This window comes from Streptomyces sp. Alt3 (assembly GCF_030719215.1).
Taxonomy (GTDB): Bacteria; Actinomycetota; Actinomycetes; order Streptomycetales; family Streptomycetaceae; genus Streptomyces; species Streptomyces glycanivorans.
This window is the reverse complement of record NZ_CP120983.1, coordinates 6,853,738-6,875,584: the sequence shown is the minus strand read 5'-3', so window position 1 is coordinate 6,875,584 and position 21,847 is coordinate 6,853,738. Positions and strand designations below refer to the sequence as shown.

General features: G+C 69.9%; 22 protein-coding genes and 3 pseudogenes. 21 read left to right on the top strand and 4 right to left on the bottom strand.

Going from position 1 to position 21,847, the window contains the following annotated elements; genetic code table 11:
* Positions 1-57 precede the first annotated feature (57 nt).
* From P8A20_RS30450 to P8A20_RS30440, 3 genes are read left to right on the top strand one after another with little or no spacing between them, the layout of a single operon-like run.
* On the top strand, positions 58-1,530 hold the full coding sequence (locus P8A20_RS30450) for an SCO6880 family protein (RefSeq protein WP_306104625.1): 1,473 nt from the start codon (positions 58-60) through the stop codon (positions 1,528-1,530).
* 42 nt (positions 1,531-1,572) lie between these two features.
* A complete protein-coding gene (locus tag P8A20_RS30445; RefSeq protein ID WP_306104624.1) occupies positions 1,573-2,025 on the top strand; it encodes a DUF6238 family protein in 453 nt (150 codons plus the stop codon).
* 26 nt (positions 2,026-2,051) lie between these two features.
* Complete coding sequence (locus P8A20_RS30440; protein WP_306104623.1) at positions 2,052-3,557, top strand: putative type IV secretion/conjugal transfer ATPase; 1,506 nt, start codon at positions 2,052-2,054, stop codon at positions 3,555-3,557.
* A gap of 184 nt (positions 3,558-3,741) precedes the next feature.
* Here P8A20_RS30440 and P8A20_RS30435 read toward each other — a convergent pair whose 3' ends face one another.
* Positions 3,742-4,062: a hypothetical protein gene (locus P8A20_RS30435; RefSeq protein ID WP_266412473.1), complete on the bottom strand. Its 321-nt coding sequence runs from the start codon at positions 4,060-4,062 to the stop codon at positions 3,742-3,744.
* Between the two features lie 193 nt (positions 4,063-4,255).
* On the opposite strand from P8A20_RS30435, the gene P8A20_RS30430 reads away from it, so the two are divergent.
* The 9 genes and pseudogenes from P8A20_RS30430 to P8A20_RS38810 all read left to right on the top strand — a co-directional run.
* Positions 4,256-4,948 carry a hypothetical protein gene (locus tag P8A20_RS30430; protein WP_306104622.1) on the top strand — a complete coding sequence of 231 codons (693 nt, stop codon included), beginning with the start codon at positions 4,256-4,258 and terminating at the stop codon, positions 4,946-4,948.
* Positions 4,949-5,753: 805 nt separating this feature from the next.
* Complete coding sequence (locus P8A20_RS30425) at positions 5,754-6,515, top strand: hypothetical protein (protein ID WP_306104621.1); 762 nt, start codon at positions 5,754-5,756, stop codon at positions 6,513-6,515.
* A gap of 26 nt (positions 6,516-6,541) precedes the next feature.
* Positions 6,542-7,039: a hypothetical protein gene (locus P8A20_RS30420; protein WP_306104620.1), complete on the top strand. Its 498-nt coding sequence runs from the start codon at positions 6,542-6,544 to the stop codon at positions 7,037-7,039.
* Between the two features lie 183 nt (positions 7,040-7,222).
* Positions 7,223-9,011, top strand: a pseudogene (locus P8A20_RS30415) (type IV secretory system conjugative DNA transfer family protein).
* A complete protein-coding gene (locus P8A20_RS30410; RefSeq protein ID WP_030881298.1) occupies positions 9,008-9,238 on the top strand; it encodes a hypothetical protein in 231 nt (76 codons plus the stop codon). Before P8A20_RS30415 ends, P8A20_RS30410 begins: the two are co-directional and overlap by 4 nt.
* A complete protein-coding gene (locus P8A20_RS30405; protein ID WP_306104619.1) occupies positions 9,235-10,407 on the top strand; it encodes a DnaB-like helicase N-terminal domain-containing protein in 1,173 nt (390 codons plus the stop codon). Before P8A20_RS30410 ends, P8A20_RS30405 begins: the two co-directional genes overlap by 4 nt.
* A gap of 41 nt (positions 10,408-10,448) precedes the next feature.
* Positions 10,449-11,030 carry a hypothetical protein gene (locus tag P8A20_RS30400; RefSeq protein WP_306104618.1) on the top strand — a complete coding sequence of 194 codons (582 nt, stop codon included), beginning with the start codon at positions 10,449-10,451 and terminating at the stop codon, positions 11,028-11,030.
* A gap of 1 nt (position 11,031) precedes the next feature.
* Positions 11,032-11,214: pseudogene (locus P8A20_RS38815) on the top strand (hypothetical protein); the annotation flags it as partial.
* 115 nt (positions 11,215-11,329) lie between these two features.
* Positions 11,330-11,539, top strand: a pseudogene (locus P8A20_RS38810) (DNA cytosine methyltransferase); the annotation flags it as partial.
* 120 nt (positions 11,540-11,659) lie between these two features.
* Here P8A20_RS38810 and P8A20_RS30390 read toward each other — a convergent pair.
* From P8A20_RS30390 to P8A20_RS30380, 3 genes are read right to left on the bottom strand one after another with little or no spacing between them, the layout of a single operon-like run.
* Positions 11,660-12,271, bottom strand: coding sequence for a DUF6000 family protein (locus tag P8A20_RS30390; protein ID WP_306104616.1), 612 nt, complete (start codon positions 12,269-12,271; stop codon positions 11,660-11,662).
* A gap of 49 nt (positions 12,272-12,320) precedes the next feature.
* The gene (locus tag P8A20_RS30385) at positions 12,321-14,414 is read right to left on the bottom strand and encodes a tyrosine-type recombinase/integrase (protein ID WP_306104615.1); all 2,094 of its coding nucleotides are present in this window, start codon (positions 14,412-14,414) and stop codon (positions 12,321-12,323) included.
* Positions 14,411-15,544, bottom strand: coding sequence for a tyrosine-type recombinase/integrase (locus tag P8A20_RS30380; RefSeq protein ID WP_306104614.1), 1,134 nt, complete (start codon positions 15,542-15,544; stop codon positions 14,411-14,413). The genes P8A20_RS30385 and P8A20_RS30380 overlap by 4 nt, the downstream gene beginning before the upstream one ends.
* A gap of 195 nt (positions 15,545-15,739) precedes the next feature.
* On the opposite strand from P8A20_RS30380, the gene P8A20_RS30375 reads away from it, so the two are divergent.
* The 9 genes from P8A20_RS30375 (at position 15,740) to P8A20_RS30335 (ending at position 21,559) form a co-directional block, all read left to right on the top strand.
* On the top strand, positions 15,740-16,228 hold the full coding sequence (locus tag P8A20_RS30375) for a hypothetical protein (protein ID WP_306104613.1): 489 nt from the start codon (positions 15,740-15,742) through the stop codon (positions 16,226-16,228).
* A 93-nt stretch (positions 16,229-16,321) separates the two neighbouring features.
* On the top strand, positions 16,322-16,915 hold the full coding sequence (locus P8A20_RS30370) for a DUF4913 domain-containing protein (protein WP_306104612.1): 594 nt from the start codon (positions 16,322-16,324) through the stop codon (positions 16,913-16,915).
* Positions 16,912-17,685: a glycosyl hydrolase gene (locus P8A20_RS30365; RefSeq protein ID WP_306104610.1), complete on the top strand. Its 774-nt coding sequence runs from the start codon at positions 16,912-16,914 to the stop codon at positions 17,683-17,685. Before P8A20_RS30370 ends, P8A20_RS30365 begins: the two co-directional genes overlap by 4 nt.
* Positions 17,682-18,158: a hypothetical protein gene (locus P8A20_RS30360; protein ID WP_306104609.1), complete on the top strand. Its 477-nt coding sequence runs from the start codon at positions 17,682-17,684 to the stop codon at positions 18,156-18,158. Before P8A20_RS30365 ends, P8A20_RS30360 begins: the two co-directional genes overlap by 4 nt.
* On the top strand, positions 18,155-18,826 hold the full coding sequence (locus tag P8A20_RS30355; protein ID WP_306104608.1) for a hypothetical protein: 672 nt from the start codon (positions 18,155-18,157) through the stop codon (positions 18,824-18,826). The genes P8A20_RS30360 and P8A20_RS30355 overlap by 4 nt, the downstream gene beginning before the upstream one ends.
* Before the next feature lie 128 nt (positions 18,827-18,954).
* Complete coding sequence (locus P8A20_RS30350) at positions 18,955-19,815, top strand: SPDY domain-containing protein (protein WP_306104606.1); 861 nt, start codon at positions 18,955-18,957, stop codon at positions 19,813-19,815.
* A 37-nt stretch (positions 19,816-19,852) separates the two neighbouring features.
* Positions 19,853-20,152, top strand: coding sequence for a hypothetical protein (locus P8A20_RS30345; RefSeq protein WP_306104605.1), 300 nt, complete (start codon positions 19,853-19,855; stop codon positions 20,150-20,152).
* 790 nt (positions 20,153-20,942) lie between these two features.
* On the top strand, positions 20,943-21,155 hold the full coding sequence (locus P8A20_RS30340; RefSeq protein ID WP_150832452.1) for a hypothetical protein: 213 nt from the start codon (positions 20,943-20,945) through the stop codon (positions 21,153-21,155).
* The gene (locus P8A20_RS30335) at positions 21,152-21,559 is read left to right on the top strand and encodes an esterase (RefSeq protein ID WP_371934420.1); all 408 of its coding nucleotides are present in this window, start codon (positions 21,152-21,154) and stop codon (positions 21,557-21,559) included. Before P8A20_RS30340 ends, P8A20_RS30335 begins: the two co-directional genes overlap by 4 nt.
* Positions 21,560-21,847: the final 288 nt, after the last annotated feature.

Below are 21,847 nucleotides of genomic sequence, written 5' to 3'. Positions count from 1 at the left end.
CTGCAGAAGAACGCCGCACGCCTCGCCCTCCGCCCGCTCCCACCCTCTGGAACCACCATGTCCGTCAAACCTCAGGCCGAAGCCACCACGGCCACCGTGAAGTTCCCGCACCGCAGCAGGCGCGGCATCCTGCTCGGCCTGACCGCCCCGCAGCTGATCATCGCCGGCCTCGCCGGTCTGCTCCTGCTCTCCGTGATCCTCGCCCGCGGTGTGATCGGCGCTCTCGAACTCATACCGGTATGGGCCGCCATCGCCCTTCTCGTCTTCGTCCGCCACCGAGGCCGCGCCCTGGCCGACTGGACTCCGATCGTCACCCGATACATGGTCCGCCGACTGCGCAAGCAGTTGGTCTGGCTCACCCGCCCCTCGCACCGTCCGGTCCGCGAAGGGCTCCTCCACCTGCCCGGCACAGCGGCCAGCCTGCGCGTGGTCACCGCCCCCTACCACCGCTACGGTGCGGTCCACGACCCGCACACGGGCACGCTGACCGCCGTCGTCAAGGTCTCCTCCCGCGCCTACGCACTGCTCGACCCCGGTACGCAGAACGCCAACGTCAACGGCTGGGGGCGCGCCCTGGCCTCGCTGGCCCGTACCGGTCAGGTGGCCAGGATCCAGGTGATCGAGCGCACCGTCCCTGACTCCGGCGATGCTCTGCGCCGCTACTGGGAGGAGCACGGCCGGCCCGACACCCCTATGGCCGGGGCGATCTACAGCGAACTGATCCAGAGCGCGGGCCCTGCCGCCGCGCCGCATGAGGCGTACGTCGCGGTGTCGCTGGACGCCAAGGCCGCACGCCGTCTGATCAATCAGGCCGGAGGCGGTCTCACCGGGTCCTTCAACGTCCTGGGCCAGCTGACCTCGACGTTCGACCAGGCCGCCCGGACCGCCGGGCTCAACCCCACGGGTTGGCTCACCGCTCGCGAGATCGCGGCTGTCGTGCGTACGGCGTACGACCCCAAGGCGCTCTCCGTGCTGGACCGTTGGTCGGTCAGTGGTCGCCCCGAGGCGGAGCCCGCTGCCGCCGGCCCGGTCGTGGTCGTCGAGAAGGCGGACCACATCGCCACCGGCTCGGCCGTCCACGCCACGTACTGGGTGGAGAACTGGCCCCGCACCGAAACCTCGGCCGGCTTCCTGCACCAGCTCCTGTTCACCGCCGGGGTGCGGCGCACGCTGTCGCTGTCGTACGAGCCGAAGGGCCTGGACGCCGCCCTGCGCGATGTCCAGCGTAGGAAGGCCAGCGTGATCGCGGATGCTGCGGAACGGACGCGGCGTGGGCAGGTCGACTCCGAGGCGGACTCGATCGAGTACCAGGACATCAAGTCCCGTGAACGCCAGCTCATCGCGGGGCACGCGGACGTCGCGTTGACCGGGCTGCTGACCGTCTCGGCCGACTCCGAGGAGGAACTGCGTTCCGCCTGCGCGGTCGTGGAAACCGCAGCCGTCGGCGCCCAGCTCGATCTGCGGCCGCTCACCTGGCAGCAGGCCGAGGCGTTCACCGCCGCCGCCATGCCGCTCGCCCGCACCGTCTGAAACCGGCCTTCGTCCCCTTCTCTCCTGTGAAAGAGCGCCCGCATGTCCCGCACCGCCAGTACGACCGCGCAGGACTTCGTGCCCTTCGCCACCGCCGCGCTCGACTTCCACCGCGCGCTCAACATCCCGGGCGGTCCGCTCGTCACCACCCGCCCCGAGCTGGACGCCCTGCACGCCCATCTCGTCTCGCTGTACGAACTGCTCGACGCCCACGCCTCCCGCACGGGACAGCTCGTCCCTGTCGAGGGCGACGCCCTCCGTGCTGCCCGCACCAGGGCCTGGCAGGCCGCCGACCACATCCACACCGCCTACCACGCGGCGCCCCGGCCGGACTCCGGCGAAGTGCCCGAACCCGAGGCGTGCCGGGCCGCCCTGCCCGAAGGGGCGCCCGAGCTGACCGTCTGCCAGCGCCACCAGCGCACCGCGCGCCTCGTGCGCCGCCGCACCACCCCTGCCGACCTGCACGCACCGTTCACCGGCCTCGTACGCCACTGACCCCGCCTCCCACCTGGAGAACGTCCATGCCCCGCACCCGCGCCAGCGCCTCCCACCTGTTCGTCCCCCGCAAGGCGACCCGTGCCGAGCAGCGGGCCGCTCGTACCGGTTTCGCCGAGGCCCGTCGTCAGGCGCGCCTGGCCGGCGCCGCGCCCAAGCACCGTGCCGCGGAATTGCTCGATCCGGAGCTGCGCCCGGTCTACCCGTCCTCCGGGCGCCCCGGCCCCTCCTCGGCTCGGGGCGGCAAACTGCGCCTGCCCGCCCACCGGATGACCACCGCCACCGTGTCCGGGGCCTACCCCTTCCTCGCGGAGGGCGGCCTGGGCGCGGAGGGCATCTTCATCGGCCGCGATGTACACGCCGAAGCGGCTTTCTGTTACGACCCGTTCTCGCTGTACAGCAGCGGCAGGATCGAGGGCTTCACGAACCCGAACGCCGTCCTGGCCGGGATCATCGGCATGGGCAAGAGTGCGCTGGCCAAGTCGATAGCCACCCGGGCGATCGCCCACGGCTACCGGGTCTACGTGCCCTGCGATCCCAAGGGAGAGTGGACGGCTGTCTCACAGGCTCTCGGCGGCTACAGCATTGCGCTGGGGCCGGGGCTCCCCGGCAGGCTGAACCCTCTGGATGCTCCGGCCCGGCCCGCGTCGGTGAGCGAGGGCGACTGGTCGACCGAGGTCCGAAAGCGCCGCCTTCTGCTCCTGGCCGGCCTCGCTCGTACCGTGCTGAAGCGCGATCTCCTGCCGATGGAGCACACGGCCCTGGACCTCGCGCTCGACCTGGTCGTCGCCGAGGCCGACGCCGGCGGCACGGTGCCGCTGCTCGGCGAGATCGCCCACGCCCTCAGCTCCCCCGAGCGCCTCGACCGGGCCCTCGGCGACCAGGCCGGACTCATGGGGCTTGCCGCGCAGGACCTCGCACACGCCCTGCGCCGCCTGGTACACGGCGACCTGAGCGGCATGTTCGACGCCCCGAGCACCGTGACCTTCGACCCTGCCACCCCGATGCTGTCCATCGACCTCTCCCACCTCGGCGGCTCCGGCGACGACACCGCCCTCGTCCTGGCCATGACCTGCGCCTCGGCCTGGATGGAATCCGCACTCGCCGACCCAGACGGCGGCCGACGCTGGGTGATCTACGACGAAGCGTGGCGCGTGATGCGGCACGTCGGCCTGCTGGAACGCATGCAGTCCCAGTGGAAACTCTCCCGCGGACTCGGCATCGCCAACCTCATGGTCATCCACCGCCTCAGCGACCTGCTCAGCGCGGGCGATGCCGGCTCACGCGGCCGGGTGCTGGCCGAGGGCCTCCTCGCCGACTGCTCCACCCGCATCATCTACCGCCAGGAACCCGACCAACTCGCCGCCGCCGCTTCACTGCTCGGCCTGACCGGCGTCGAGACCCAGGCCGTGTCCGCCTTGACCAAGGGACGGGGCCTGTGGAAGGTCGCAGGCCGCTCCTTCATCACGCAGCACATCCTGCACCCGGCCGAGCGCGAACTGTTCGACACCGACGCCCGCATGTCGGCATAGGCCCGTGGGTTCGTCAATTCTGAAGCATCGAGCGGGCGGAACTCATCGGGCGTGTGTGCCGGAGAGCCCACGCCCGGTCACCGGTCGGGGAACCGGGGCTTTCCTGTTGCACGGGCCGGGGAGCTCCGGCCCGTGATCGGAATTGCGGCGTGCACAACTGACCGCCAGGCCGACCCCGATCAGGTCAGAGCCACTGGGCCCAGCCGAAGGTCGCGATGTATGCACGCTCGGTCGCCTTCCAGCCCCGTCCGCCGCGTCGGCGGACAACCCCCAAGGCCAGCGCAAACCAGACCGCGATCGCACCCCCGATGATCAACGGCCACTTGGGACCCGCCAAAGCCCCGACCACACCGAGCGCCACGGCCGTCACCACCAGACCGCCGTGTGCCCCACCACGGCTGGAGCGCAGTGCCTCCCGGACTACCCGCCGATCCTCTGCGAGGACCCGCTCGTACGCGTTCGGTGCTGCCTCTGCGCTGCGCTCCCGCTCCGTGTCCTTCTCCACAAAAGCTCCCCTCAACAAACGCGCCCCTACGGGGTGGCACCCACCCACACGGGCGCATCACCTACACCACGACAAGGGACATGACTGAAACGAATCTGACGAGAACGCACTCACGGCAGTAGGGACGTATCCCCAGCCCCGTCCGCTCGCTTCCGCCTCCCAGCGGGCATCGACACAGCAACGAGGACCAACCATGCCCTCTTCTCCCGCTTCCCGTGAAGGCCAGCCCCTGACGGCCACCGATCAACTGGCATGGAGGCAGCACATCCCGGCGCTCGCCTCCGCCGCCGCCGGCATCATTCGGGCATCCGACGCCTGGGACGCGGTCTCGGACTCCTTCTGTGACAAGGACGGCTGGCCCATCGACGAGAAGGGCTACGCGGACGGCAAAGTGACCCGTGACGCAGAGGCGTGGAAGCACGTCGAGGTCTTCCTCGCCTACGGCCCCGAGGTCCTGGCCGGAGTCCGCGCCGCCGCCCACGGTGCCGACTACGTCGAGGGACCAGTCAGCGCGGACCTCCGGCGGCTGCGCGGGATCGACACCACTCTGGAACGAGCAGGCCGGATCCGGCACGAGTGGGACCAGATCATGGCGCTCATGGACGACTCGCTCCCTGGCTCACGGGAGATCTACGCGAGCCAGGCACAGGAGATCCGCAACTCCGAAGGCTGGCACTACGCCGACGAGTTGTCCTCCCAAGGACTGGCGCTCACCCGGGCAGCCGGCTACTTGGCCGAGCGAGCGGATCACGATCGGGCCTCGCAGGCCGGCCGCGCCCAGGCGGCCCTCGCTCGCTCCGCTCTCGGCATCCGCGAGGCCGCCTCGCCCCCTTCGCCTCCCGCACCACCCGCGTCGAACCCGAAGCCCCCACGTCATTCCCGCTGACGTCGATAGCACCGAGTTCCGGCGGGACCAAACCGGCCGAGCGCCGCATCCTCGTGGAACACCGCGCCCTCACCCCTACCAGCGGCTTGTGCCGTCGGTCGCCGGCCACCCGGCCAAGAAGAAGGAGAAAGCTCGTGCATCCCGATGAACCCCGGGTTCCGCTCCATCAGGAGGACCTACCGATATCCGCCCGCCCGAGCAAACCGCTCCTCCGGCAAGCCGTCGCCGGCCCGCAGGGGCCGGAGCACGGATACGGCCACCTCACCGTACCCCTTCGGCAGCGTGGCCTGGAGTGCACTGTCGAGTACGGCCTCAGCGACTACATCGTCCACGCCAGCCTCCCGGACGGCAGCTCGCTGATCATCTCGCCGCCCCAGGAACCGCCGACCGACCACCCACCCGGGCACCCCGCAAGCTGGCTGGTGACCCGAGGGCATCCCGGCGACTCCACAGTCCACGAAGTGATCTACGACTCGGAGCCAGGCGGCCCCCACGCCCATCACGGCGGCAGCGCCCCCAGCCTGCTCGCCGCCATCGACGGGCGCCTCGATCAGCTGGGCGTCCCTCCGCGACCGGACGCCGCCTCATCGCGAGTAAGGGCCGCTCGCACACGCTCACCGACCGCCCAGTGCACGCCCGCGGCGCCAGCGGCTCCGGCCGTACGTCCCGCGCTTCCGCCCGCCCGTCCCCCGTCCGCACTCGGTCGCTGACCACTTCCCGCCGGAGTACGCGATGCCCCGCACCAGCTGAACCACCTCGGCCCTCGACCACAGCGTTTCCCGAGCCCGCACCGGAGGGATCAGCCATGCGCACCCACTACGACTCGCTTCCCGACGTCGCGATCGGGCACCTCCCCGACTACGGCATCGTCGCCGCGAACCCGAAACAACTCGCCGCCAATACATGGATGTTGAAGGAATTCGACTTCCGCCCCGTCCCGGACCAGCCAACGCTGTACGCCCTGGCCGACCAACAACGTGACGGCCAGGGCCGCGCCACCCGGGCCGTCACACTGCTGCGCGACGCCGGCTACCAGGTCGACGTCGATGCCGCGTTCGACCCCTCCCTGGCTTCAGAAACGACCGCCGACCTTGACCGGCCGCCGCGCAGGCTTCCCGACGTCGCGTTCGCCGAACATCCGCAGCTCGGCATCGTCGCTGCCACCGACGACCACTCCTCCGCGCTCGGCGGCCGCCTCGTCCTGGAGGAGCACGGCTGGCGCCATAACCCGACCCTGGACATCTACACGCTGCCCATCACCACCGACCGCAGCGAAGCCCTGGGGAAAGTCGCCGCCGCCAGTCTGTCGATGCATCGATCCGATCTCCAGGCCGCGGTACAGCCCTCCCTCGCCCAGGACGTAGCTGATCGCCGCCCTCCTGCGCCTGCAGCAATCGCGCGCCCCGACCACGACCGGGGCTTCACCCGTGCCTCCCCCGTCAGCGCCGCCGCTCTCACTGCCAGTCCAGCCCGCGACGGCCTCCCGGCCAGGACGCCGGCTTCCGCCGAAGACACTCCGGCGGCCCGGCCGGTTGACCCGCGCATCCCCTTCGCCCTCAACCGCTGACCCCACCTCCCGTAAGGAACCGTTCCATGACAGTGAAGACCATCTGGCAGATCACCCATTCCTGTGGTCACCATGCCGACCGCGACCTGTCCAACCGGGCCGCCGACCGGCGTGCGGGCTTTGCCGAGTGGCTCGCCAAGCAGGAGTGCACCGACTGCTGGCGAACCTCCATGGAAGGCGCCGAACCGGACAAGGCTGCCTGGCTGAAGGCCAAGCGCGCCGAAGAACGGGCCGAATCCGAAGCCTGGTCGCAGCAGTACCGGATGCCGCCCCTGGACGGGACCGAGCGAGCCGTGCCCTGGGGCGTGCGCTGCCGCCACCAGGTACTGGCCGCCGCCTACACCGCCCTCGTCCTCGAAGGCCAGACCAGCGAAACGGAGTGGGCGGAGATCGAGAAGGCCGCCCGCACCGTCACCCGCGCCGGGTGGTGGATCGACCAGCGCTCCTCCGAACCCGACGACCTCACCGAGCTGCTCCAGGCCGCCACCGAGGCCGACCGGACCACCGAGAACCCTCACTTCTGACCGCCCGATGCCCCGCCAAGGTGGTGCATCAGTTGCCTTCCTGTCAGCGATGTAAATCCCCTCGCCGGAGCGCTCCCCGCGCTGCATTGCCGCCCCGAATCGGAGTGCCCCGATGACCAGCAGAAGAACGCACGTCGCACCCCACCACCCACCACTCGTCTGCGCTCACTCCCAGGACCCACCATGCCCGCACCACGTACCAGCGCGCCCTCGACCACCACCGGATCAGACGCGCTCCTCTATCTCCTCTTCGGCCTACTCGGCGTCGGGCTCGCCTTCGGTTCGCTGGCCTGGCTGACCGGCAACCTCAGCAACTCCCTCTTCGGAACCGGGCCCTGGGCCCCGTACACGGCCACCGACACGCTGCTGCACCCCGAGGTGCTGTGGCCGAGCCTGAGCCCCACCTCCCTGCTCGTCGGCGCACGGATCATTCCCGGCCTTCTGTCCGTCTGCCTCGCTGTTCTCGGCTTGGTGGTGTGGATGCGGCTGCGCGGCGGTGCGAAGAACGGTCTCGCGCGGAAGGGCGACCTCGCCCCGCTGCTGGACAAGGAGATCACCGCCAAGGCCCGGAGCCTGCGGCCGTCCCTGAGCGGCCGGGAGTGTAAAAGAGGTCGCTCCTGCTGACCGCGGCATCCTGCTCGGCACCCTCTCCCCTGGGCGTTCCGATGTCCGTGCGTCGTGGGAGGACGTGATCGTCGCGATCATGGCCCCGCGCTCCGGCAAGACCTCCGGGCTGGCGATCCCCGCGATTCTCGCGGCTCCCGGTCCGGTGTTGCTGACGTCGAACAAAGCGGCGAACGACGCTTTCACCGCGACGGTCGACGCCCGGGCCAAGGTCGGCACGATCTGGACCCTGGACCCGCAGCAGATCGCCCACCACCCTCGCGAGATGTGGTGGGACATCCTGGCCGACGCCCGCGACCTGGCGGGAGCGAAACGCCTTGCCGGGCACTTCGTCGCCGCCAGCGTCGACGAGTCGAACGGCGCCGACTTCTGGTCCACCGCTGCGTCCAACACACTCGGCGCACTGTTCCTCGCCGCCGCCGGCCACCGGCGGCCGATCACCGATGTCCTGGCCTGGCTCGCCTCCCCCGCCGACCGGACCCCGGTCGACCTCCTCACCGACGCCGGCCACCACGCGGTCGCCGCCCAGCTCCAGGGCACCGTCTCCGGCGCCACCGAGACCCGCGACGGCATCTACGAGACTGCACGGCAGTACGCGAGCTGCCTCCTCGACCCGGACGTCGCCGCCTGGGTCACCCCCGCCAAGAACCTCCCCGAATTCAAGCCCTTCGCGTTCGCCACCTCCCGCGACACCCTGTACCTCCTCAGCAAGGACGGCGGCGGCAGCGCGTCCGCGATCATCGCCGCGGCGGCCGACGCCGTGATGCGGGCGGCCGTCATCGTTGCCGAGCGCTCCGGCGGACGGCTCGACCCGCCGGCCCTGTGCGTCCTGGACGAGGCTGCGAACGTCTGCAAAATCTCCGACCTCCCGGACCTCTACAGCCACTTGGGCAGTCGTGGTGTCATCCCGATGACGATCCTGCAGTCCTACCGGCAGGGCCAGCGGTGCTGGGGCGAGGCCGGCATGGACGCACTCTGGTCCGCCGCCACCATCAAGATCATCGGATCGGGCATCGACGACGCCGACTTCGCCGACCGCCTCAGTCGGCAGGTCGGCGACCACGACGTGCAGACCACGTCGGTATCCACCAGCGACGGCAGCAAGTCCACCTCGGTCAGTATGCGCAGCGAGCGGATCCTGCCGCCCGATGCGATCCGCGCCCTCCCCAAGGGCAAGGCGCTGCTCCTGGCCACCGGCATCCGGGTGGCGATGCTCGACCTCCGGCCTTGGTACAAGGAGCCGTCTGCCAAGGTCGTCGGCCCGGCCTCGGCCCATGCGACGAAGGCCATCACCGAGCGGGCCCTCGCGAAAGCCGTTGGCCGCGACGACTTCGGGCTGTCGGCTTGAGTGCGCCCACGCCGCGTCCCGGGCGGCTCGAACGTTCGCCGGTCGTTCTGCGCGACGGGCAGTGGTGGCTGGTCAGCGGGGCCGGCTCGGTTCTCGCCACCGATCCCGTGTTCACCGGAGTGCTGGACGGCTTCGCCGAGGCGATGGCCGCTGCCGACCATGCGGTCGCCGACCTCCGTATCCGGCAGAGCGAACCTCCCGCTCCAGACGCCGGGGGGCGACGATGAACCCGCTGCTGCGCGCGGAGCAGGCGGTACTGGGCTCCGTGCTGCTCGACCCGGGCCAGCTCTCGCATCTTGACTGGCTCGCGCCGGATCACTTCGACAGGCCGGTCCACCAGGCGCTGTTCGCCGCGCTGCGTAAGCTCCGGGCCGATAGCCACCCCGGACTGGCCGCCGATACATCGGTGCCGCTGTCGTGGGTGACCGATGCGGTCGAGGAGGCCGGCCACCACGTACGGGGGCTGAGCACGGTTTACGCCCACACCCTGGTCTCTGCCTGCCCGCGTCCCGAACACGCTCCAGCGTACGGCCGCATGGTGCTGGAGGGGGCGATCCATCGCAGCGTCACTGCGCATGCAATCCGCCTTCACCAGGCGGCTCGCGCCGACGCCCTGCGGGCCGAGGTCGAGGGAACCCTGCACCACGCGGACGTTCTGTCCGGGGTTCTCGACGATCTCGCACGGCGATGGGGTACCGACCCGCGCCCGGTCCCGCCCGCTACGCCGCCGGCCACCGTTCCGGCCGCAGCGCCGCCGGTTCGGGCCGGTCAGGTCGCCGAGGACGAACGGTTCCTGCTGGCCGTCCTTGTTGAGCGGCCGAGGGCCATGGACGAGGTGGTGGGCTGGCTGCGGCCGGGCGACTTCGCCGACCCGGCCCACGGGCAGCTCTACCGCTGCCTCGGCGCGCTGCACCACCGGGGCGAGCCCATCGACCGGATCACCCTGCTCTGGGAGGCGCAGCGGCGCGGTCTGCTGGCCGACGGCACGCTGTCCGGCGGGCAGGTCGCCGCCATCTGTGACGGTGTGGGTCCTGGCAGCGCCGAGTGGCTCGGTGAGCAGGTGATCCGTTCCTCGGTCACCCGCACCGCTGTCACCTCTGCTCGCACCATTGGGGGCTTGGCGGAGAACGAGTCGCTGTCCCCTGGGCAGCTCATCAATCACGCCCTGCACGCGCTGGGTCCACTCGATGACGTACGTACCCGCTGGCGGACGGCGAACGGCCACTCTCCTCCGCCACCAACGGCCCCGGCTTCTTCGTCGAACAGGCCTTCTCCTGCGCGGGTGCACGCCGCCCTCGCCCGCAGCACGCCACACCCAATCTCGCCGTCCTCGGCCCGAGCCCGCTCTGCGCCCGGCCCTGCTGCCGTGCGATCTCCCTCGCGCGGCCACAGCTGAAAGCCCCCGTCCTCTGTTCGTCCTCTCCTTTGGGATTCGCCGTGAACAACACCCCCAGCTCTGACATCTCAGCCCTGCGTGGCATGGCCTCGGCCTTTGACGCCCAGCGCGGCAAGCTCCCGGTCCCTGGGAACTACCGTCGCTTGCCCGGCATCGTCGCCGTGGCCAGGCAGATGTCCGAACTCGGCGAGCTGATCACCGACCTGGGCCATGAGGTCTTCCTCCGTGCCGCGGCCCAGGACCACGAAGTCCACTCGGCCCGGGTCATCGCGGGCTTCGCCGCCGCTGCGCGACCTGCTGGCGAGGCGGCATCCGCCCTCGGGGAGACGGCTCACCAGCTCGCCTTCCTGAACCAGACCGAGCATCTCCGTAACCGGCCCGACGCCCAGGAGGCCCGGGAGGCAGCAGCGCGGGTGATGGAAGACGCTCTCGGTGCGGCGGACTCGGCCCTGCGCGAAGCCGCCGACTCCCTCCACGCCGTGTCGGCGACGGTTTCACCTCCGTCCGTACGGCTCCGAGCCGCCCGTAGCCGGTCCACGACCACAGCTCCTGCTCCCCGACCCACGCCTCCCGCTGCCACGCCGACAGCGGCCGCACCCGGCCGGATCGTGCGGGGGCGGTGACATGGGGACCAACAGCGTGCACCCGCCGTTGATCGGCTCGCTCTGCTCCGGGTACGGCGGGCTGGACCTCGGGGTGCAGTCCGTGCTCGGCGGCAGCCTGGCCTGGCATGCGGAGGTCGATCCGGGCGCCTCGCGGATCCTGGCCCGGCACTGGCCCGGGGTGCCCAACCTGGGCGACATCACGGCCGTCGACTGGTCCACCGTCCCCCCGGTGTGCGTCCTGACCGCAGGCTTCCCCTGTCAAAGACGTCTCGGTCGCCGGCCGACGGGCCGGACTCAACTCCCAGACCCGCTCCGGGCTGTGGCTGCACGTCGCCCGTGCGGTCGAGGCCCTCCGACTCTGCCTGGTTGTGATCGAGAATGTGCGCGGCCTCCTCACCTCCCCCGCCGGTTCCCCTGGCAACGTGGAATTCTGCCCGTGGTGTCTGGGAGACACCGCAGGTCAGCCTCCTCTGCGAGCACTCGGTGCCGTACTCGGATCCCTGGCCGACCTCCGGTACGACGCGAGGTGGCTCGTGCTTCGCGCCTCCGACGTCGGGGCCCCGCACCGCCGCGAGCGGACCTTCCTCGCTTATCTGGACACTTTGAGGTCCGATGGCGGTAGGTTCCTTCGTTCGTGTGTCACTCAATCAGGCGAGGTCAGGGCCCTTGTCGACGTAGGAGCTGAGCTCGTCGATGCGCTTCTTCCGGCCTTCGGGATCGAATCGGCCCTGGGCCCACTGCTGCCAGAGACCGTCGGACTGCAGAAACCGTGCGGCGTGGTTGGTGCCCCGGCGTTCATCGATGTGCAGGAGGGCGCCGAGCGCCCAGGGCTGGTCGTACTGGCAGTCGTCCCGCGGCAGATAGTGGTCCAGATAGGCGATGAGGATCTCGGCGTCCCGTTCGGTGCCCAGTCGAGCGAGCGCGAAGCAGTAGCCCTGACCGGCATAGACAAGCTCGCTCGCCAGCAACATCGTTCTGAGGCGCTCGCGAAACTGGTGGCGACGGCTGATCCCGATCAGCCAGGCCGCGGTGATGCGCGATCGCCACTCGCAGTCGAGCAGGACACCCAGCTCGTGGTCGGTGATCTGGTGCGCGTCATCGACGAGCGCGCGCAGGAAGGTGGCCTTGTCTGGCTCGTCGCGCCGAGCGAATTGACCGCCCAGAAGTCTCAGGTAGCGCCGGACGGCCCCCTTTCCGGGGGTGACGTAGCGGCGGATGGCCTCCATCAACTCGGGGTCGTCTTCCGTGGGGTATCTCATCAGCGCATTCTCGTGGGGCCGCTGCTGGTGGTCCATGTGATTTGCGGTCTCAGTGCTCTTCGCCGGCGTCCTCGTGGGGCTCGCCCAGGTCATCCAGCAGTCCGGCGATGCGGTCGGCGGTCCGTTGGTGGCGCTCGACTTCGCGGTCCCAGCCCCGGGTCTCGGCATCAGCAATCAACTCCCGCTCGGTGCACAGGCGTTCACGCATTCTCGGCGCGTATCGCGGGGTGGTGACGAACTTCGCGCAGGTCAGGTAGAGCTCGCACTCGCATGGGCCTTCTTGGGGAAGGCGCAGGCAGCGGCCGAGTTCGAGTTCGGTCTTGTAGAAGTTGGTCTTGAGCCAGTCCAGGGCATCCTGGTCGAGCTGCCCGGATCGCAGGGCGTTGGCCAGCGGGCCGGCGATGACCGCGCCGGGCTGAAGGACGGCCTGGTAGTCGGCCAGGACGGTGGGGTCCGAGATGTGCGTGTAGGTCATCGACATGGCTGGGCTCTTATGTCCCAGAACCTTCATGATGGTCTGGACCCGGGCGCCCTTCTCGGCGAGTTGGGTGCCCAGGGTGTGCCGGAAGCGGTGCGGGTGGATCGCGGGCTTGCCGACGCCGTTGAGGATGTCCAGTTCCTCGCAGATCTCGCGAAGAGGGCGGGCGAAGAGGTAGTCGGGCCCAGCAATCACGCCGTTGCGCAGGAAGAGGTGGCGCACTGGGCGTCCGAGGTCGGGGTCGGGGATGCCGCGGTCGGATTGTGACTGACGCAGGGCCACGAGAGTGCGGATGGCCTCTGCGGCCTCGTCGTGGATGGGGACGGTGCGTTCTTTGAGGGCTTTACCGGCCGCGAGTCGCAGCCGGGCGGTGCCGTCGGGGTAGGCGTCGAGGCAGTCCAGGTGGAGTCTGCGGATCTCGGTGCGGCGTGCGCCGCTCCACCAGGCGACCAGCAGGGCGCATCGCTGCAACGGGCAGGTAAGTTGCCGGACTTGGTCCATGACCGGGCCGAGCTGGTCTTCAGGGATGAACCGGGGCACCTTCTCGATGACGCGGGGCATGTCGGCGTGCGTGAGCAGAGGGCGGGCGGGGACGTCGTCCCACTCGGCGACGGCCGCGTAGCGGAAGAGCACAGCGACGGTGGAAATGATGCCGGCGCGATAGGCGCGGCTGATGGGCTGATCTGGGTCCTTCAGCTTGTGCAGCCGGTGCACCGATTCCATGAAGTCGACCAGGTCGGCCCGGTTGAGCTGGTCGAGGCTGTCGACGCGGGGGCGTTCGGTGTCCAGCCATAGTCCGAAGCGGCGCAGTCCGCCGCGGGTACTGGACATGCTCTCGGGTCGCAGGACCAGGGCGCGTTCGGCAAGGAAGCGTTCGAAGACGGCGTCGATGCGCGGTTTGCTGCAGAGACGTGGTGGCGCGATGGTCTCTTCCCGGGCGGGCGGATGGCCGGTGATCCCGGCGTGGAACAGCGCGAGTCCGGTGCGGTAGGTGTTGGTGCCCCACGAGAGTTTCAGGGCGGGAATGCGGTCCTCGCCGATGATTTGGAGCAGGCCGGGGATGCGCTCGCAGTGGCGGACGGTGTGCCGCATCGCCTCGATGTCGTCGCTGGTGAGCGCGTGCAGGTCGGGATCGCCGCGGTGCATGACCAGCCGGATCAGGCCCCAGGGGACCTTGAAGGATTCGTTGTCGCGGGTGTGCCCGAGCGCCAGGAGACGCTCCCGCAGGTCCTCGCTCTGATCGCGCAGTGGCAGCCCGAGCAGGTCGGCGATGAGGAACGGTTTGAGGACGCCGATGCCCAGCAGCCAGCCCCAGTCCATGCGCACGCGACCGGTGAGGGCGAGGTAGGTGAGGTAGTGGCGGGCGTTGAAGTTGATCCATGCCGTGGCCGGGTCGAATCCCGGCTCAGGAGCACAACGCCGTTTCTGGCCCTCGCCGTTGCGCCAGCCTAGGCGGACGCGGGGCGGCTGAGCGAACCAGGTATCCAGGTCGGGGTAGGTGCGTACGAAACGCCGGTGGAAGTTGGCGTGCTTACGGCGCGCTGGCTCGGTGAGTGGCAGGTTGGCGGTGAAGGCCACGTACTCCGTCTCCGAGCAGTGCCGGGGCACCTTCTCGTCGGCGGTAAGGAGCGGTGACACCGCTCGCAGGGGTGCGTTGTGGCTCACGTGTCCCGCTCTCCGATCGCCTGACGGTAGTCCTTGACGACCTCGGGATCGCTCACCCTGGTGTAGATCTTCATCGAGTCCGGTGTGGCGTGACCGAGCCTGGTCATCAGCGTCAGCTCCCGCATGCCTCCCTCGAACATCCGGGTGGCGTGGGTGTGCCGCAGGCTGTGCGGGGTCAGCCAGGCGTCGCGTACTCCAGCTCGCTCCGCGGCTCGGGCGAACATGCGCACCAGCGCGTCATAGCCCAGCGGTTCGGTCCGCCGCTGGCCCCGGCCGCCGACGAGGAAGAGCCAGAGACTGTCCGTATCGGTCGGCCGCTCGTGCATCACGTAGGTATTCAGGGCCGTCAGTGCACGTCCCTCGTGGAGGTCAACCACTCGATCCCGGCGGGACTTCTGCTGGACCCCACGCGGATGATCGTCGCGTTTGCGGACCGTCACCCGGCGTCGGCCGTAGGAGACGTCCTCCATCCGCAGACCCAGGACCTCCCCCGGACGCAGACCGCCCTCCCACATCACCTCCAGCAGCGCGAGGTCACGCCGGGTCCGCAGCTCATCAACCAGGGCCCGGTAGACAGCATCCGGCATCGGCCGCGGCACCGACTCCACCGTCTTGACCCGCAACACCCGGCGAACCGGCTGCTGACGGCCAGCGTTCATCAACGGCGGCCGGTGACGGTCCGGCACACGCGCCGCAGCCTGATCCACCTTCTTGACAATCGGATTGTCCCGGCCCGCGTACTGCTCGCTGGCGATCAGGAACTCGTAGAACGAGGACACCGCGGCCAGCACCCGGTTGCACGTCTTCGCCGACAGCAGCCGCCCCTCACCCGCCACCACTCCAAGCTCCAGGCGCTGAGCCCGCCGCCGGGACGAGGCCAGCCGCAGCCACTCCAAGAACTCCACCGCCCTCGCGGGCGTGAACTCGCCTGCCCCGATCACGCGTTCCTCACAGAAAAGGTAGAGCTTTTGCAGATCATGCGCGTAGGCCCGGACCGTGTTCGGCAAGTACGCCCGTACCGCCAACAGCCGCAAGACATCATCGACTTCAACCACCGGCCGGTCTGATGCGTCGACCAGTCGAACCTGAGGTCGGCCCGTTACCGCATCGGGCACCTTCACCACTCGCATGACCAAAACCCTACGCACGCACCACAACACACCCAGTCACCCGAGAGGGCCAACTGTCCAGATAACTTCGTCGCCTGGCCCGCCGAGCCCCCTGCTTAAGACGCCGACCAGCAATATCGGCAGGAACGGCGGCTCGCAACACCCCGCCAAGAGGAAGAGCGGGGGCCACGGCCCGAACCTGGCCGACGAGGTCGAGTGGCTCCTGCCCACCCCGAAGGCGTCGGACGGAACCAAGGGCTCGCCCAACCAGCGGTACGGCAACGGCGACATGACCCTGCCGAGCGCGGCAGCGTCCCTGCTGCCCACACCGCCGGCCCGCGACCCGGGCGCCCCGGAACGCCGACCGGGCAAGGGCCGACCGACTCCCTCGCCAACGGTGGCTCCGGCGCTCTGGAGGCAATCGGAGCAGAGCGGCGATGGGGTGCGTACGCAGCCGCCATCACCCGGTGGGAGACGCTCACCCGCCCCGCCCCGGCGCCCACCGACTCGGCCGGACGGCTGCGTGCCGACTTCGTGGAGTGGATGCAGGGCCTCGACGCCGGCTGGGTCACCGCCACCCTGGGGCTCGGCCGTCCCGCCCAGCTCACCGCGCTCGGCAACGGTGTCGTACCTCAAAAGGCCGCCCGGGCGGTGCGGTTGCTGGCCCCGCCCTTCCCTCGCTGCCCTCGCTGCGCGGCGGCGTAGCGCCCGGCTACCGGGTTTTCCCGGCCGGGCCAAATCGGGGCTTCTCCGGATCCTCTTCCCCATGTCGCCGTCCCACAGAGGGAGCACGCCCCGATGCCCGACACCACCACGACCGCCCCCGGCCCCGACCCGTTCCGCGTCCCCGACGAGAACCTCGACGACCTCGCCAGCAGCCTCGCCAAGACCATGGCCGAGGTCAAACAGCACGGCGTCCTCCTCGACCGCCTCGGCTCCGAGCCCACACCCGCCCCCCAGCCGACGGACGACGCTCCAGCAACAGCAGCGGGCTCCGAGTCGGCAGCGGGCCCCACCTCAGTGTTCATCGTTGCCCTGGGCGGTGAGGCATACGCCGTCGAACTCACCGCCCTCACTGCCTGGGTGAACCACCTCCTCCTCCCGATCTACGGGCGAGAGATCAGCACGACCCGCCCGTGGTGCACGCGGTGGCAAGAACACCCCGAAGCCGTGGCACGGCTGCACGCCCTCTGGCTCGCGTGGCAGCAGTTCACCGACGCCGAGGCCGGCCTGCCCGGTCCCTCGACGTGGCACCGCGACCACCTCGACCAGACACTGGTCCACCTCCGTGCGCCCGACGGACCGTTCGCCGCGTGCACGACGAGCCCGGCCCGGCCCAACCACCGCGTGCTGGCCACCCCCGCGCCCGACCAGCTGGGACTGACCGCATGAGTAGCGACGAACTCGACTTCCACCTCGACGACCTCGAACCCGCCGACGCGGCCTCCCAGCACACGGAGGAGGAGTTCTGGGCTGGTGACTTCACCGTCCTTGCCGAGCACCACACCGCCCGCGACGTCTCCCGCAGTTTCGTCGTCGCCCACGACGCCTCGGTCACCTGGGGTGTACCCGGCGAACCCCAGATCTGCGCGATCAAGGTCGCACGGGACCTGAACCGGAACACCTTCACGTTCGAGTCGTCCTACCACTCCACCGTGTCCTTCGCTCAGAACTGGCTGGTCGAGCACGGTTGCCCACCGGAGCACCTTTCCCAGGTCGGCGACGACTTCATACAGCCCGCCGACGCTCTCACCACACAGGTCGAGCAGGAGCTCCGCACGTCGGGCACCCGGTACACGGTCCTGGACAGCTACACCTCGGACTACGACCCCTGCGAGACATGGACGTTGACCTGCGACTCCAGCGCTGCTCAGGCACCGATTCGCATCTTCCTCGAAGAGGGAGACTTCGAAACACACACGTACACGACGCGTGAGGGGGCCTTCGCCGACGAGGGCGCAGCCCGGCACTGGCTGGACGACCGCAACAGCCCGCTGCCGAACCCATCGGGGGACGGCAGGGACACCGGCGCTGCCCTGCGGACCCGCGCCGCCCTCACCCGCTCAGCCGGTGCCTCGGCGACTCCGAAGGCCGGCCTCGATACCCACAGCCTGCCGCCGCCAGGACCGACCCCGCGGCCGAGCCCTGGGCGGTCGATGTGAGCCGCGCCCGCTTCGCCTTCGCCGCGCACCCGGACGCCATCGCTGACCTGCGCGAACTCCCCGACGAGATAAGTGATCTGGCGCTACTGGAGCTACAGAACCTGGTTCACGGAAGTGACGACTGCCTGCCGTTGAAGGGCCGTCTCGCGGGCTTTCACAAGGTGTACGTCGACCCGTCCGTCTCCTATCGGATGGTCATCCAGTTCCGCCCCGCCCCGCCCACCTCGCACCACAAGCGCGAGGTCTATCTCGTCGCCGCAGGCAGCCGGAAGGAGTACGCGGTCTACCGCACGGCCCACCTGCGCACCGGCCCCCACCAGAACGCGGACGTCGAGACAACCTCCTCGGCCGTCGAAGCACGCGTGCAGGCTGCACGCTCCCGCTCTCCCCACACGGCAAACCAGCCGACGCCGCTCCCAGTGGCGGCGGCCCAGCCCCCTGCCACCGCTTCCCGAAAGGCTCCCCACCGATGATCGTCGACCGCGCCCCGCTGACTCGTACCGAACTGGCGGGCCTGCTCACCGACGCCGCGCAGAGTGTCTCCGGGATCCTCACCGCCGAGTACCCGACGGCTGCCAGCCGCTCCTACCTGCACCCCGTACTGGGTGCGCTGTCGGCCGGACCCAGGGTGATCTGCGAGCTGAACGACCGGCTCGAAGAATTCCTGGCCGCCGAGCCGCGCCCCGCGATGCCCGCGGGTCTGTTCACCCTGGCCTCCTACGCCTCCGCGCTGGGATGGCTCACCGAGTCCCTCGCCGAGCTCACCACCTCGGTCGACCAGATCTGCACCCGCGTCGGCATCCCCACACAGCTACCGGACGACCCGACCTTCACCACGCCCGACGGCACCGAGCAGGACAGCGAGCTCGACTTCGCCTTCAGCGACCTGGAGTTGACGGAAATCCGCACCGCCGCCGAGGCCGCCCACCTCCCGCCGGGTGACTACGTCGCCGTGCTCTCCGAGTCCCTTCTCGCCATCACCCGGATCACCGACGCCTGCATAGAGATCTCCAGCGGCCTCCTCGACGACGCCACGTACGTCCTCGGCGAAGCGACCGACCACGTCTGGATCAACGATGGCCCAGGCCACTTGCCCACCCTGGTCCGTTCACTGCTCGCCCGGATGGAAACCGCCGAATGAGCCCCCACAACCCGTTCCATAGCCGGTGATCCGGCTCATTTCCACGGCGCCCGTGTACGGGCCGAACGGCCCGTTCTACGGCGTACGCAGGCGCGTCCCCTTCCCCTTCTCTTCTTCAGGAACTTCCCATGACCTTCAGCTCGGATGATGAGCAGTGGCGCGAGTACCACGTCAGCCCCCGCTACCTCGCCGGATCAACGTTCACCGGTGACCCCGCTCTCCGTCCGCTCCTCGACAGCGGCTGGGTGCTGAACGACGACGACCTGGGCAATGTGTACGTCAACACCCCGAACCAGCGAGTCCGCCTGGCCTACCTGCCCGAGGGCGACGACGACGCCCTGTGGAAGATCACCGCGTACAGCTCGGACTACGCGACTCCACGCTGGCTGGTCACCTTCCAGAGCGGCACCCCCACCGAGATCGTCGCCGGCTTCACCACGGCGCTCGCCGCCGCCTACGCCGAGGGCCCCGATTCCTACCTCCGCCACGGCAACAGCGCCCTGACCGCGCTGGATGCCGGCACACCTCTGGCAGCGGCGGGCTGGAGCCACAGCTACAGCCCCGAGAACGTCGTGTTCCAGTCGCCCGACCACCTGGCCGAGGTCTACCTGCGCCGCAACCACCGTGACCAAACCGCCGAGATGCGGGGCCATCAAGAACGCTGGCTCACCCTCGCCGGGCCGCCAGGAAATCAGTGGTACGCCACCGCTTCCTCCCTCACCCCGCAGAGGCTGGTGACCGCGATGAACACCGCCCTCACCGACCCGTCGCCAGTCATCCGTTACGGCTATGACCTGCGACGCCTTCCCTCACAGGCCACCGCGACACCGGTCAAACCGCCTATGCCCACACCTCTGGATATTCGCCGCATCCAGGCAGCCAACTCCCGCTCCACGGCGCTGCCAACGACTGCTGCGGCTCGTCCCGTAACCCCGTCGCCGCGTTCGCCGCCGGCTCCGCAGGCCCCGCGCTCCGGGTACGCCCGCTGACGAACACGCCCTCTCCCCGGACCATGTGGAGCCGCTCATGTCCAACATCACCGCATACGACCAGGCCACAGCCATGATCGAGAAAGCCTGGAACCGCCCCATAGACGCTCTGGAGTCCCTCGCAGTCCGCCGCCCCAGCGACGACCCGCTCCTGCGCTCGGCCATGCGCATCCGCTCGGCCTTGGTCATCACCGACAGCGCCGCGACCGTGCACCAGGACCGTCTGCACGCCCTGACCCGCCCCGGCCACGTGCCGGCCTTCTACGACCTGGAACGGATCACCAGCTCAGCGGCAGACCTTCGCGTCGCCAAGGCAGAGAGCAGTACGTCCCTGTAGGCCATCAGCCACGTGATCGAAGCCCGCGAAGCCGCCACAACCACGGGCCGGGCCCCGACGGCCCGGCTGACCCAGGCCGCCGTCGCCCGCTCCGGGCACACGCCACGCCCCCTGGCCCAGGCACCCGACCAGCCCGCCCCTTCGGCCACTGTCGGCCCGCCGGTGGCCAGCCCGGGGCCGCGCCGCTGACTGGACAGGCGAGGTCCTCGTCGCGGTGGGCATCCCCGATGCGGGAGCCGCCCGCGCGGGCCAGCTCCTCCACCGTCAACTCGACACGACGCCCCTCCGCGATCCGCTCCTCCACCACCGCGCCCTCGTCCCACCGCCCGCACCGCGCCCCGACGGCCCACTGGCCATTGGCGACCATCGCGATGTCGCCGACCGTCCACGGCCGCCCTGCCGCCCGGATCTTGCGCTCCAGCCCGGTTCCGTCCCGGTGTCTGCCCGGCTCCGCCATCCCTGCTCCCCTTCGGTTCCGTGTGGCCCGTTGCCAACCCGGATACGACAGCCGGGTCCGCCGGTCCATTCCCGGGCCGCTGGCCATCTGCTGGCGGCGGCCAGTTCGCCCACGGCAGACCCCACTTCCCCGGAAAGGACTACGGACTTCGGCTCACCGCATGCCAACGTAGAGGTGTCGGGCAAAACCGCAGGTCAACGAAGGGGTCGTCCAACCGTGAACGCCTCCGCGTGACCTCCCGCACAACGTGCGTGGCCCATTCCGGCTGCCCAACGTGCAGACGCACCAGCTTTCCCCGCACCCGCCCTTCCCTACCGATCTTGGAGGCCTTCCGTGCCCCGCCACCTGACCGTCGGCCATGTGCTCCGTCAGCTCCAGGAACTTGACCCCAACCTGCCGATCCGCCTCGCCGTCAACCCCGACTTCCCCTTCGCCCACCACGTGGGAGCCGAGGTCATCGTCCGGGACGGCAAAGCGTTCATCGCCGACGACGGCCAAGAGGGCTACCTCCCGGCCGCATTGGCCGAGGCCCTCAACTGGACATGACCAACCCCATCAACACCCTGGAGGTTCCTATCTCGTCGCACGTCCGTCCGCTCCACAGCATCGCCGCGCATCCCATGCCGAGCGGTGTACGCGGCGCACTGGTCCAGCGCGTCTCCGTCCTGCCCAACGGGCCGCTCGACGTCACCTGGCTCGCCGCCGAGTCCCCGAGACTCCCTCTCGGACGCATTCGCCTCCGCTGGGAGCCGGCTTCCTCCACCGGCTGGGACGTCACCGCCCACCTGGGCCTGGCCACCGCCGAGGTACACCTCGCCTCCTGGCCCTCAGCACCGCACGACTGGCCGCTTCTGGTCCGCCCGACCATCCACGAGGTGCTCGGCCTGTGCGCCGCTCTCACGGTCGCGACCGCCGCCCTCGACCTCTCGAATCGCCTGGCCCAGGTCTGACCGGGACCGCAGCGCCTTCCTCCAACTCCGCATCCAACTCGTCGAGGGGCCGAGCCTCGGCCACCGCTATCGGGGCACCTACGAGTTGCGGGGACATCCTGTGGCGTGCGCGGGTCACGGCGCGTCGACGGGCAGCCGCAAAGTCTTGTGCAGGGCGACCCCGCCCAAGGAAGCGCCATGACCGCCCCTCCACCAGCCCAGCGGGGTGCGTTTCTTGTTGAGTGAGGTCGGTGAAAGCGCCGTGTCCGGCGTGGTGACTGTCTCGTTGCGGTAGCTGGGTTGATCAGC